Annotated in this window: 12 protein-coding genes; 9 read left to right on the top strand and 3 right to left on the bottom strand. The window is 61.6% G+C overall.

What is annotated here, in order from left to right:
* Positions 1–104: 104 nt before the first annotated feature.
* On the bottom strand, positions 105–512 hold the full coding sequence (locus NKJ12_RS14070; RefSeq protein ID WP_352509581.1) for a hypothetical protein: 408 nt from the start codon (positions 510–512) through the stop codon (positions 105–107).
* Between the two features lie 117 nt (positions 513–629).
* Between NKJ12_RS14070 and NKJ12_RS14065 the strand changes: the two genes are divergently transcribed.
* Both NKJ12_RS14065 and NKJ12_RS14060 read left to right on the top strand, forming a co-directional pair.
* Complete coding sequence (locus NKJ12_RS14065; protein WP_352509583.1) at positions 630–1,058, top strand: MarR family winged helix-turn-helix transcriptional regulator; 429 nt, start codon at positions 630–632, stop codon at positions 1,056–1,058.
* Positions 1,059–1,079: 21 nt separating this feature from the next.
* Complete coding sequence (locus NKJ12_RS14060) at positions 1,080–1,322, top strand: type II toxin-antitoxin system Phd/YefM family antitoxin (RefSeq protein ID WP_352509585.1); 243 nt, start codon at positions 1,080–1,082, stop codon at positions 1,320–1,322.
* Positions 1,323–1,327: 5 nt separating this feature from the next.
* On the opposite strand, the gene NKJ12_RS14055 is transcribed toward NKJ12_RS14060, so the two are convergent.
* Complete coding sequence (locus NKJ12_RS14055; RefSeq protein WP_352509586.1) at positions 1,328–3,400, bottom strand: putative bifunctional diguanylate cyclase/phosphodiesterase; 2,073 nt, start codon at positions 3,398–3,400, stop codon at positions 1,328–1,330.
* Positions 3,401–3,664: 264 nt separating this feature from the next.
* Between NKJ12_RS14055 and NKJ12_RS14050 the strand changes: the two genes are divergently transcribed.
* The 4 genes from NKJ12_RS14050 to NKJ12_RS14035 all read left to right on the top strand — a co-directional run bounded on the left by NKJ12_RS14050 (position 3,665) and on the right by NKJ12_RS14035 (position 7,710).
* On the top strand, positions 3,665–4,852 hold the full coding sequence (locus tag NKJ12_RS14050) for a glycine C-acetyltransferase (RefSeq protein ID WP_352509587.1): 1,188 nt from the start codon (positions 3,665–3,667) through the stop codon (positions 4,850–4,852).
* Between the two features lie 53 nt (positions 4,853–4,905).
* Positions 4,906–5,940 (top strand): L-threonine 3-dehydrogenase, encoded by a 1,035-nt coding sequence (gene tdh / locus NKJ12_RS14045; protein WP_352703258.1) that lies wholly within the window; start codon positions 4,906–4,908, stop codon positions 5,938–5,940.
* Positions 5,941–6,355: 415 nt separating this feature from the next.
* Positions 6,356–6,529 carry a hypothetical protein gene (locus NKJ12_RS14040; protein ID WP_352479059.1) on the top strand — a complete coding sequence of 58 codons (174 nt, stop codon included), beginning with the start codon at positions 6,356–6,358 and terminating at the stop codon, positions 6,527–6,529.
* Positions 6,530–6,654: 125 nt separating this feature from the next.
* Positions 6,655–7,710 carry an IS4 family transposase gene (locus tag NKJ12_RS14035; protein ID WP_352703254.1) on the top strand — a complete coding sequence of 352 codons (1,056 nt, stop codon included), beginning with the start codon at positions 6,655–6,657 and terminating at the stop codon, positions 7,708–7,710.
* Positions 7,711–7,928: 218 nt separating this feature from the next.
* On the opposite strand, the gene NKJ12_RS14030 is transcribed toward NKJ12_RS14035, so the two are convergent.
* A complete protein-coding gene (locus tag NKJ12_RS14030) occupies positions 7,929–8,372 on the bottom strand; it encodes a MarR family winged helix-turn-helix transcriptional regulator (RefSeq protein ID WP_352703252.1) in 444 nt (147 codons plus the stop codon).
* Between the two features lie 152 nt (positions 8,373–8,524).
* On the opposite strand from NKJ12_RS14030, the gene hmgA reads away from it, so the two are divergent.
* From hmgA to NKJ12_RS14015, 3 genes are read left to right on the top strand one after another with little or no spacing between them, the layout of a single operon-like run.
* Positions 8,525–9,838 carry a homogentisate 1,2-dioxygenase gene (hmgA, locus tag NKJ12_RS14025; RefSeq protein ID WP_352703250.1) on the top strand — a complete coding sequence of 438 codons (1,314 nt, stop codon included), beginning with the start codon at positions 8,525–8,527 and terminating at the stop codon, positions 9,836–9,838.
* A gap of 10 nt (positions 9,839–9,848) precedes the next feature.
* Positions 9,849–10,748, top strand: coding sequence for an MBL fold metallo-hydrolase (locus tag NKJ12_RS14020; protein ID WP_352703248.1), 900 nt, complete (start codon positions 9,849–9,851; stop codon positions 10,746–10,748).
* A gap of 47 nt (positions 10,749–10,795) precedes the next feature.
* On the top strand, positions 10,796–11,818 hold the full coding sequence (locus NKJ12_RS14015) for a fumarylacetoacetate hydrolase family protein (RefSeq protein ID WP_352703245.1): 1,023 nt from the start codon (positions 10,796–10,798) through the stop codon (positions 11,816–11,818).
* The last annotated feature ends 43 nt before the right edge of the window (positions 11,819–11,861 follow it).

The following is an 11,861-nucleotide window of genomic DNA, read 5'->3' as shown; positions in this document are numbered from 1 at the left end:
CCTCCGTACGGAGAGCCACCACGGTACTTTGGTCCGGGCTGCGCGCCGCGCACGCCGCCGGCCATCGCCGGGCACCGTACGATCTTGCGATTGCGGCAGGACGTTCAAAACATCCTGGCGGTGGCCATGCAGAACACGGTGATGACCAGCAGGCCGCCGGCGATGCGTTCGCCTTTTGTCATCTTGGCGCGCAACTGGGTTTGCTTCGCCGCATCGGCGCCGGCCAACTGCCTGCTGGCGGAACCCACCAGTGCGCCCTGAACCCCGCCGGCAATCAAGGCAGTCAAGATGCCGAGCGCCAACACCCTCTCCATCGAGCCGAAAGAGCCGTTGTGGAAGAAATACCACAGCAGCAAGCCTGTGAGGAAAACCACGCCGGCCGCGCCCATTTGCGGCCGGAAGAAACGTTCCGCCCTGATCTCCGGTTCGCGGGCAACCGCGATGGTGGTGCCGGCCCAGAACACACCCGCCATGACGTGAAGGCCGAGGACGATGATGTAGACATATTGCATGACCGCATTTCCTATCTTGCCCACCGCTAGGCATATTGATAGATATCAAATGATTAGATGTCAACGCATAAGCTCGAGCCGGTTCCATCGGCTTTGCCCTTGTTCTAGTGTCGGATCATGACGCCCTTTCACCGCCCGCCGATCGGGATGAATCTCGCCCGCACCGCCAAGCTGGTCGCGCAGGCTTTCGACGCTGCCTTGGTCGAAGCCGGCGGCACGCTGCCGGTCTGGGTCACTTTGCTGTCGGTCAAGTCGCGGGAGCTGGCCAACCAACGCGAGCTCGCCGGCATGATCGGCATTCGGGGCGCAACGCTGACCCACCATCTCAACGCCATGGAGACGCAGGGCCTGCTGATGCGCCGCCGCGATCCCGAGAACCGCCGGGTTCACCAGGTGGAGCTGACCCAGGCCGGAGAGGCGTTGTTCCTGAAATTGCGCACGGCCGCGTTAGCCTTCGACAAACGGCTGCGGAAAGGGCTGTCCGACGACAGGCTGGCGGAGTTTGCACAGGTGCTGGCTGCGCTGCGGGCCAATGTCGAGAGCTAGAAATTAGGCTAGGAAGACGCCATGCGCGAAATTTCGCTGAAGGATGCCAGGGCTAAACTCTCGGCGGTGCTCGATCAGGTCATCGCGGGAGAACCGGCCGTCATCACCCGGCGTGGCCGCAAGCAGGCGGTCATTCTGTCGTTCCAGGACTATGAAAAGCTGGCGCGTGTGCCCAGCTTTGGACAATTGCTGGCAGCATTTCCCGGTAATGAGGATGACCTTCCGCCTCGGCCCATCAGGTCGGTTCGCAAGGCCGAACCATGACGGATCTACGCCCGGCTGCCCTGCAGCACTGTCAGCCTGGCCTTTTTCGGCGTCCGTGCCACCAGCCATTCACGCACCCTGTCCGGCGGCATCGGGAAAGCGATGGAATAGCCTTGCACCTGGTCGCAGCCGATCGCCATCAGCGAGTCGAGCTCGGCTTCGGTTTCGGGGCCCTCGGCGACGATCGAGATGCCGAGACCGCGGGCGAGCTCGGTCAGGGCACGCACGATCTTGTTGTTGCCGCTGTTCTCGTTGATGTTCTGGACGAAGCGGCGGTCGATCTTCAGCCGGTCGATCTCGTTTGGATTGACATGGCTGAGCGATGCGTAGCCGGTGCCGAAATCATCGAGCTCAAGATGGATGCCGGCGGCGCGGATGTGCCGCAGCTTTGCCGCGATACCGGTCTTCTCGTCGTCGAGAATGACGGATTCGACGATCTCCAGCGATAGTTTGTGCGCGGGCAGGCCGGTCCTTTCCAGCGTCCCGAACAGGAAGACTTCGAAATCTGTCTCGCGCAGCTCCGAACCGGACACGTTGACGGCGATCCGGCCGAAGCCGATGCCTGCGCGGTTCCATTCGGCTGCTTCGTTGATCGCCTTGGCAATGACGATGCGGCCAATCTCGGACATCAAGCCGCATTTTTCCGCGATTGAAATGAACTCGCCCGGCGCGATCATGCCGCGTTCGGCATGCCTCCAGCGAGCCAAAGCTTCGATGCCACTGATGGTGCCGTCCGACAGCGACACCTGCGGCTGGAAATAGACTTCGAACGCCTTCTCCGAGATGGCGACCCTGATGTCGAGCTCGAGCTGCTTTCGGTTGTCGAGTTCGCGCCTCAGCTCATCGGAGAAGAACGACAAACTGCCGCCGCCCTGCTTCTTGGCGGAATACAACGCCAGATCGGCATGGACGAGCAGATCCTGCGCATTGTCGGCGTCGACAGGATAGACCGCAATCCCCGCACTTACGCCCGGATGGATCGTCGTGCCTCGGAATATGACCGGTTCATTGAGTTTGGCCAGCATGCGTCTGGCGACGATATCGATGTCCTCGGTGCTGCCGGCGTCGTTGAGGACGACGACGAATTCATCGCCTCCGAGACGCACGTTGAGATCCGACGTACGGCACGAACCACGCATGCGTTGCGCAGCCGTCACCAGCACATAATCGCCGGCGGCGTGGCCGAACGTGTCGTTGATCTGCTTGAACCGGTCGAGATCGAACTGCACCACGGCAACCCGTTCACGCCGTCGCTGCGCGGCATTGATCAACGTATCGAAATGCTCGGTCAGGAAGGTGCGGTTGTGCAGGCCGGTCAGCCCGTCATGCACGGCAATAAAGGCCATGGAATTGCGCGCATCGACCAGCTCACGCGTCCTGCGCAGGATGGCGTTCGACATCGGCCTGAAAATGAAAAGCGCCACCAGCACGATGACGCCCATGGTCGAGTAGAACAATGTGCGGTTAAGCTCGAGAAGTGTTTCGGATCGGCGGTCTGCAAAGGCGCTGATGCGCTGGCCAAGTGCGGCATAGCCCGACAATGTTGCGTTGGCAACGGAAGCGTTCAGGTTGACGCGCTCCTCTCCGCCCTTGTAGCCACCATTGCCGGCCATGTTGAGCCGCGATTCGAATGACGAGATCAGGCGTTCGCCGTTGGCGATAAGCCCGACCGAGAAATAGTCGAGATGGAACGGCTTGGCGAAAAGCACGCTCTCGATCGATTTGGGATCGAACCTTGCCGGCGACGCCGGATCGGCGGCGGTCCGCTCGAGCAGCAGATCGTAGTTCTTCTCGAACTCTACCGTCGCTTGCTTGAGCGCGCTGATCAGGGCCGGCTGCTGGTCGCGTGAGGCGGTACCGGTCGCGCCGGCAAGGAAGACGATGCGTTGCGACAGGGCTTTTTGTGTGCTGACCACATCGAGCAGCGCCTGGTTGTGTTGCTGGGCCGCCATCATCTGTTGCAGCAGGATGAAGGAGGCCACGACCATGGCGGCGATGATCAGCAGAGCCAGCCAGTAGCCCGATTTGATGAGGAGTATGAGCCTGCCTGAAACGGCGTGCACCGGCTGCTGCGACATTTTCTGAGTCGGCCCTCTCGCCAACGAATTCTTGTGCGACAACCTTTGGCTTCAAAGTGTTAACAGGTTAGGACAGCAACAGGCCGACAGCGGCGACCGTGGCGGGAAATCCGCAAAGTGGTTATTGCAATCTTTCGCAGCACCTCCGCATTTGAACATCGCGGCCTCTGCCGTGCCATTGCCGCCACCGAAGCGGTCGCTTTTGCGATGGATTTTTCGTCCGCGCGGCGCGACAGTCCTCATCGATCTCAACAGGGCCTGATCATGACCGCAGCATTCCTCTCCCACATCGACAGCGAGCTTGAAGGGCTGAAATCGGCAGGTCTCTATAAATCCGAGCGGGTGATAACCTCGACCCAATCGGCCGAGATCGAGGTGGACGGCGAGAAGGTGCTGAATTTCTGCGCCAATAATTATCTCGGCCTCGCCGACAGCGCCGAACTGCGCGAGGCGGCCAAGCAGGCGCTCGATCGTTACGGCTATGGCATGGCGTCGGTGCGCTTCATCTGCGGCACACAGGAGGAACACAAGCAGCTCGAGGCGACCATTTCTGATTTCCTCGGCATGGAGGACACTATCCTCTATGGCTCCTGCTTCGACGCCAATGGCGGCCTGTTCGAGACGCTGCTCGGCGAAGAGGATGCGGTCATCTCCGATGCGCTGAACCACGCCTCGATCATCGACGGGGTACGGCTGTCGAAGGCAAAGCGCTTCCGCTATGCCAACAACGACATGGCCGATCTCGAAGCGCGGCTGAAAGAGGCGCGCGATTGTCGGTTCCGGCTGATCGCCACCGACGGCGTCTTCTCGATGGACGGCATCATCGCCAATCTTCGGGGCGTGTGCGATCTCGCCGAGAAATACGATGCGATGGTCATGGTCGACGACAGCCACGCGGTCGGCTTCGTCGGCAAGAACGGTCGCGGCTCGGCCGAGCATTGCGGCGTCGAGGGCAGGGTGGACATCATCACCGGTACGCTCGGCAAGGCGCTTGGCGGCGCTTCCGGGGGCTACACCTCTGGTAAGAGGCAGGTGGTCGACTGGCTGCGCCAGCGCTCGCGTCCTTACCTCTTCTCAAACACACTGATGCCGGCGATCGCGGGCGCCTCGATCCGGGTGTTCGAGCTGATTCGCAATGGCGATGCATTGCGTCAGCGCCTATATGCAAACGCAGCGCGGTTTCGCTCCGAGATGGGCAAGCTGGGCTTTACGCTGGCCGGCGCCGACCATCCGATCATCCCGGTGATGCTGGGCGACGCGACGCTGGCGCAGGAAATGGCCGCGCGCATGCTCAAGCGCGGCATCTATGTCATCGGCTTCTCCTTCCCGGTGGTGCCGAAGGGCCAGGCGCGCATCCGCACGCAGATGTCTGCCGCCCATTCCAGCGCCGACATTGACCGTGCGGTTGAGGCGTTCGCCGCAGTCGGTCGCGAACTCGGCGTGATTTCCTGAATGACCGGCAGTCGAAAAGCGATTCCGGATCAAGACCTTCAAGGGACTGCAGAATGTCGAACATGATGAAGGCGCTGGTGAAGGCCAAGGCCGAGCCGGGCATGTGGATGGAAGAGGTGCCGGTGCCGGAGATCGGCCCCAACGACGTGCTGATCAAGATCAGGAAGACCGCGATCTGCGGGACCGACGTCCACATCTACAATTGGGACCAGTGGGCGCAAAAGACCGTGCCGGTGCCGATGGTGACCGGGCATGAATTCGTTGGTACGGTCGCCGATTTCGGCGCGGCGGTGACCGAATACAAAGTCGGCCAGCGCGTTTCGGGCGAGGGTCACATCGTCTGCGGCCATTGCCGCAACTGCCGGGCGGGCAGGGGGCATCTTTGCCGCAACACGCTCGGCGTCGGCGTCAATCGCCCCGGCGCCTTCGGCGAATATCTGGCTATCCCGCAGCACAATGTCGTGCCGATCCCCGACGACGTGCCGGACGAGATCGCCGCGATCTTCGATCCCCTGGGCAATGCGGTTCACACCGCACTATCTTTCGACCTCGTCGGCGAGGACGTGCTGGTCACCGGCGCCGGGCCGATCGGCATCATGGGCGCATTGGTGGCGCAATGCGTCGGCGCGCGAAAAGTGGTCATCACCGACATCAACCCGGTGCGCCTGGCACTGGCAAAAAAGCTCGGCGTCCAGCATGTCGTTGACGCCTCGAAAGAAAAGCTGCGCGATATCATGCCGGCGCTCGGCATGACCGAGGGTTTTGACGTCGGTCTTGAAATGTCCGGTGCCGCACCGGCATTCCGCGACATGATCGATACCATGAACAATGGCGGCAAGATCGCCATTCTCGGCATCGCGCCGACCGGCTTCGAGATCGACTGGAACAAGGTCATCTTCAAGATGCTGCATCTGAAGGGCATCTACGGCCGCGAGATGTTCGAGACCTGGTACAAGATGATTGCGCTGGTGCAGGGTCCTCTCAATGTCAGCGGCCTGATCACCCACCGCATCGGCATCGACGACTACATCTCCGGCTTCGAAGCGATGAAGAGCGGCAATTCCGGCAAGGTGGTCATGGACTGGTAGGCATTGGCCTCAAAACGCAATCAAGGGGCCGCTGGCGATAGCCGCAGGTAGAAAGTTGCATGATCGAGTTGTCCTTCCGGCATCTGAACCCTGACTGGAACGCCGAGCCCAATGCTCCTAACGTAGAGCTGACCGTCGACGGCAACACAGTTCAACTTACCTTTCTTTTGAACCCCTGGGCTTACGACGCTGGAGAGGGGGAGATGGGAACGCTTCGCTTCGTTGGCTGTAGCCGTTGGCGATGGGACGCCACAAACGATCACGCGTGGTTTGCGGGTAAAAGCCGTTACAGCAATCAGGCTCCAAAATGGCTAGGGATGCACACATCGTTTGAGGTGAATGACTCGCTTTTGATTGGCTGTGTGGCGTTGGGATGTGATTCTGTTGGCGATACTCAGATTGAGGAGGTATCGCGATGTCGGCCAATGAGATCGAGTTGGGAGCGTTCGGCGACGAGCGCCTGCAAAAAAGGGGGCCCAGTTGCTGGGCCACATGGTGGATCGACAGAGCGTTTGCGTTCGGCGACTGGCGGGAGGTTCTCGCGGCCGGATCGTTGGCTTTGGCCGGTTCCTGGCGAACGGGCGCGTGACGACGCAAAACCTGATCGAAGGATGGGGGTCGACGAGCTCGCAGGCCTGCGTGGGCCACCACGTGCTGGCGATCCAGGACACCAGCGAGATCAACTTTACGACCACGGCGTAGCATCGGCGAGGTTTGGGGGAGACTGGCAAGGGCGGCAACGTCCGGGGCGTGCTGCTGCATGCGATGTTGGCGCTGGATGCGGGAACGGGCGAGGTGCTCGGGCTGGTATCGGGCCAGATCTGGACGCGCGAAGGCCGGGTGGAAACGCCACATAGCCAACGCTTGTCGAGCGACAGGGAATCGCACCGCTGGCTGACCACGGCCGAAGCCGCCAAGGGCGTGCTGGTGGGGGCTGCGATGGTGACGGAGGTGAGCGATCGCGAGAGCGACATCTACGCCAAGTGGGACCGCGTGCCGGCTGCGAACTTCCATATCCTGACCCGCGCCATGAGCGACCGCTTGATCGAGGGCGGCAAGCTCTCGACGGCAAAGCTGCAGCCGGCCGGTGAAGCCGATGTGGAGCTGCGCGCTCGTCCTGGCCGGCCGGCGCGCACGGCCCATCTGGTGGCCCGCTTCGGCCAAGTCGCCCTCAAGCGCCCACAAAACTGCATCGAAAAAGGGCTGGCCAAGACAGTGACGGTGAGCTTGGTGGAAGTGCTTGAGGTGGGTGCATCTGCGGATGCCGAGCCAATCGTGTGGCGCCTGCTAACCACCCATAGCGTTCAGGACGCAGCCATGGCTTGGCAGGTGGTTGCCTGGTACCGGATGCGCTGGACCATCGAGCAGTTCTTCCGCACCTTGAAGCAGCAAGGCCTGCAACTGGAGGACAGTCAGTTGGAAACCGCCGAGCGGTTGATGAAGCTGACCGCCATCGCCGCGCGCGCCGCCTGCATCATCATGCAGATTGTCCAAGCCCGCGACGGAGCATCCGCTCAATCCGCCGAGATCGTCTTTACGCCCGCCGAGATCGACACCTTGCAGGCCCTGGTGCCCAAGTTGGAAGGCAAGACCGCTCTCCAGAAAAACCCTCACCCGCCCAAGTCCTTGGCCTGGGCCGCCTGGATCGTCGCCAAACTCGGAGGATGGGACGGCTATCCCAAGTCCAAACCACCAGGCCCAATCACTTTCCGCCACGGCCTTCAGTACTTCCAATCCATCGCGCATGGCTGGAGCCTGCGAGATGTGTGAATCGCCTAATCCAAAATGGGGGGAGTTCTATGAGGTGATCGGTGACGACCGCGCAATCAACGAGCTCGACTGGGAGGTTTTGTCGCCAGACAGTCCGAGTTCACGGCATTTCTTGTTCTACTTTCGAGACGAAACCATCGAGTTTGTTGCTCGAGATTGGTCACTTACTCGAAAAATGCCGGATGTCGGGTAAGGGGTGGAAAGCGGTCATTCCGGCGCTAATCCTTACTCGAGTCCAAGTTGGTCTCGATCGCAGCCAGTCCGTTGGTGATGGCTGCGCGCTCGCCGGCGCTCAGCTTTGCCAGCAGCTCCTGCTCAAATGCCTTGGCCAGCGGCACCATCTCGCGGTAGGCGGCAATGCCCGCCTTGGTCAGCGCCAGATGCTCGACACGGCGGTCTTTTACGTCGGGCGTCCGGCTGAGCCAGCGGCGCCGTTCGAGCTCGGCGACCGCGCGCGAAACCTTGGTCTTGTGCATGGCCGATTGCTCGCCGAGCGCCGTCGCCGTCATCGTGCCGTGCTGTCCAAGCCCGGCCAGCGTGCGCCATTCGGGCCGGGTCAGTCCGTGACGGTCCTTGTATATCCTTGAGAATTCGCGGCTGACGGCATCGGCAAGCCGATAGAGCCGGTAAGGCAGGAAGGATTCCAGCTCAAGGATTTCCATGGTTGGCCCTGACTGGGGATGCTGGCGGCTTGGCGAAATCACCGTTGATGGTTACATTTTCAATGGTTACAAATGAAACCGGTATGGTCAACCCGGAGCATCTTTGCGGATGCGCAAACGATGCTACGAGACCATGAATTCGGGAGGGTTCTATGGCCTACTCCTACATGCCGGGTTTCGGCAATGACTTCGAAACCGAGACTTTGCCGGGCTCGCTGCCGCAAGGGCGAAACTCGCCGCAACGGCCGGCCTACGGCCTCTATGCCGAGCAGCTTTCGGGCTCTCCTTTCACCGCGCCGCGCGGCACCAATGAGCGCTCCTGGCTTTATCGGATAAGACCGAGCGTCAGGCACACCGGCCGCTTCAAAGCGGCGAATTATCCGCTTTGGAAAAGCGCGCCGAACGTCGGCGACCACCAGCTCGCACTCGGCCAGTATCGCTGGAGCCCGGTGCCGATGCCGAAGGAGCCGACCGATTTCATTGCCGGCATGCGCTCGATCACCACCGCCGGCGACGTGCTCGGCCAGACCGGCATGGCGGCACACGTCTATGTCGCCAATCGCTCGATGGTCGACGATCATTTTTTCAACGCCGACGGCGAGTTGCTGGTCGTCCCGCAGGTTGGAGCCTTGCGCTTCGTCACCGAGATGGGGGTCATCGAACTCAGGCCGGGCGAGATCGCCGTGCTGCCGCGTGGTCTGGTGTTCAAGGTCGAACTGGTGGATGCCGAAGTGCGCGGCTATGTCTGCGAGAATTACGGCGCCAAGCTGACGCTGCCGGATCGTGGCCCCATCGGCGCCAATTGCCTGGCCAATCCGCGCGATTTCAAGACGCCCTGTGCCTGGTTCGAGGACAAGGAGACACCGTGCCGGCTGATCGCGAAATGGTGTGGCCAGTTCCATGTCACCGACATCGACCATTCGCCGCTGGATGTAGTGGCGTGGCACGGCAATTATTCGCCCTACAAATATGATCTTGCGACCTTCTCGCCGGTCGGTGCGATCCTGTTCGACCACCCCGATCCGTCGATCTTCACCGTGCTGACCGCGCCGAGCGGCGAGGAAGGCACCGCCAATATCGATTTCGTCATCTTCCCGCCGCGCTGGCTTGTGGCGGAAAACACTTTCCGGCCGCCTTGGTATCACCGCAACATCATGAGCGAGTTCATGGGCCTCATACATGGTCAGTACGATGCCAAGGAAGAGGGCTTCGTGCCGGGCGGCATCAGTCTGCACAACATGATGCTGGCTCACGGACCCGATGCGTCTGGCTTCGAAAAAGCCTCGCGCGCGGAGCTGAAACCGGTCAAGCTCGACAACACCATGGCCTTCATGTTCGAGACACGCTTTCCGCAGATGGTGACCCGCTATGGCGCCGAGCTCGAAACCCGGCAGGACAATTACATCGACTGCTGGGCCGGCCTGAAGAAGCGCTTCAACGGCACGCCCGAGGGCGACTGGTCTTGAGCGCCGTCGCGTGACGGATCGTCTGGTGCTTCTTGGCTCGAAGGGTGGTCCCGCGCTGCGGCCGGGCGGGCCGTGGCCGAGTTCCTCACTGCTGGAGATTGGCGGCCGCACCATCGTCGTCGATTGCGGGCTGGGCGTAACGCGCGGGCTGACCGGTGCCGGCATCAGCCTGAAGGCGCTCGACCTGATCTTCATCACGCATTTGCATTCCGACCATGTGCTGGAACTCGGACCGTTGATCCACACTGCATGGACGGCCGGCCTGGCAACAAAGGTCACCGTATTCGGCCCGCCCGGCACCGGCCATTATTGGCAGCGCTTTTGCCAGGCGATGGAGTTCGACATCGAGATCCGCATCGCCGATGAAGGCAGGCCGGATCTCCGCGACCTGGTTTCGATCGTCGAATTTGATGAAGGCCAGGTGGCGCAAGAGCGCGGTCTCAAAATATCGGCGCTGCGTGTCGACCACCCGCCGGTGACGGATTGCTTTGCGCTGCGCTTCGACTATGCGAGGCAAAGCATCGTCTTCTCGTCGGATACGGCGTTCTTTCCGCCATTGGCGGATTTCGCCCAAGGCGCCGACGTCCTGGTCCACGAGGCCATGCTGGAAGGGGGTATCGAGCGGCTGGTCGCGAAGACCGGCAACGGCGCAAGGCTGAGGGAACACCTGCTTGCCAGCCATAGCTTTGCCGAGGAAGCGGGCCGCATCGCCAGCGACGCAGGCGTCAAAAGACTGGTGCTCAACCATCTCATTCCCGCCGACGATCCCGAGATCGACGAGGCCGACTGGATTGCCGCCGTCAGGAAAACATGGGCCGGCGACTTGACGATCGCACGCGACGGCCTTGTTGTGGGGCTGGAGCATGATCCCGAAAAGTGGAAACCGGTTTTCGGAAGAGATCATGCGTAGAACAAAAAATCAAAGCAGCACCAAAGCTGCGCCAGAGAGGAAACCGCATGAAGCTTGCCACATTGAAGGATGGGACGCGCGACGGAAAGCTTGTCGTCGTCTCGCGCGACCTGACGCGGTTTACCGATGCTTCGTTTCTGGTGCGGACGCTGCAGGCCGCGCTTGACGACTGGCTTCGGATCGCGCCGCATCTCGCTGCCATGGCTGAATCGCTGGAGAATAATGCGGTGCCGTTTGCCCGCTTTCACGAGCATGACGCCCATTCGCCGCTGCCGCGCGCCTACCAATGGGCCGATGGCTCGGCCTATGTGAACCATGTCGAGCTGGTGCGGAAGGCGCGCGGCGCCGAGATGCCGGCAAGCTTCTGGACCGATCCGCTGATCTACCAAGGCGGCTCGGACGCTTTCCTCGCACCGCGGGAGCCAATCCGCATGACCGACGAGACCCTTGGCATCGACATGGAAGGAGAGGTCGCGGTCATAGTTGACGATGTGCCGATGGGCGCAAGCCTCGAAGAGGCGCGGGCAGCGATCCGCTTGGTCATGCTGGTCAACGATGTGACGCTGCGCGGCCTGACCGGACCTGAGCTTGCCAAGGGGTTCGGCTTCTACCAGTCGAAGCCGTCATCGGCCTTTTCGCCGGTAGCGGTAACGCCGGAAGAGCTGGGCGATGCCTGGGACGGCGGCAAGGTCAGCCTGCCGCTGCTGGTCGATCTCAACGGCAAACCGTTCGGCCGGGCGAACGCCGGCATCGACATGACCTTCGACTTTCCGGCGCTGATTGTTCACGCCGCAAAAACGCGGCCGCTGGCCGCCGGCGCTATTATCGGTTCGGGCACCGTCTCCAACAAGCTCGACGGCGGGCCGGGCAAGCCTGTCTCGGTGGGCGGCGCCGGCTATTCCTGCGTCGCCGAGCTGCGTATGATCGAGACCATCGAAACCGGCGAACCGAAAACGCCGTTCCTGCGCTTTGGCGACACCGTGCGTATCGAGATGAAGGACCGGGGCGGGCATTCGATCTTCGGCGCCATCGAGCAGAAGGTCGAGAAGTACGAGGGGGCAAGAGAATGACGGGCGAGACATTCTATCTGCTGTGCGGTGTCTGGGCCCTTGT

The organism is Mesorhizobium sp. M0195 (assembly GCF_040322115.1).
Classification (GTDB): Bacteria; Pseudomonadota; Alphaproteobacteria; order Rhizobiales; family Rhizobiaceae; genus Mesorhizobium.
The sequence above is the reverse complement of the archived record's forward strand: the minus strand, read 5'-3'. Positions and strand labels throughout refer to the sequence as shown.

Coding starts and splice junctions, on each gene's coding strand:
- NKJ12_RS14050 (WP_352509587.1), top strand. CDS start 3,665: ATGACCGCAGCATTCCTCTCCCACATCGACAGCGAGCTTGAAGGGCTG.
- NKJ12_RS14015 (WP_352703245.1), top strand. CDS start 10,796: ATGAAGCTTGCCACATTGAAGGATGGGACGCGCGACGGAAAGCTTGTC.
- NKJ12_RS14060 (WP_352509585.1), top strand. CDS start 1,080: ATGCGCGAAATTTCGCTGAAGGATGCCAGGGCTAAACTCTCGGCGGTG.
- NKJ12_RS14030 (WP_352703252.1), bottom strand. CDS start 8,372: ATGGAAATCCTTGAGCTGGAATCCTTCCTGCCTTACCGGCTCTATCGG.
- NKJ12_RS14055 (WP_352509586.1), bottom strand. CDS start 3,400: ATGTCGCAGCAGCCGGTGCACGCCGTTTCAGGCAGGCTCATACTCCTC.
- hmgA (WP_352703250.1), top strand. CDS start 8,525: ATGGCCTACTCCTACATGCCGGGTTTCGGCAATGACTTCGAAACCGAG.
- tdh (WP_352703258.1), top strand. CDS start 4,906: ATGTCGAACATGATGAAGGCGCTGGTGAAGGCCAAGGCCGAGCCGGGC.
- NKJ12_RS14065 (WP_352509583.1), top strand. CDS start 630: ATGACGCCCTTTCACCGCCCGCCGATCGGGATGAATCTCGCCCGCACC.
- NKJ12_RS14040 (WP_352479059.1), top strand. CDS start 6,356: ATGTCGGCCAATGAGATCGAGTTGGGAGCGTTCGGCGACGAGCGCCTG.
- NKJ12_RS14070 (WP_352509581.1), bottom strand. CDS start 512: ATGCAATATGTCTACATCATCGTCCTCGGCCTTCACGTCATGGCGGGT.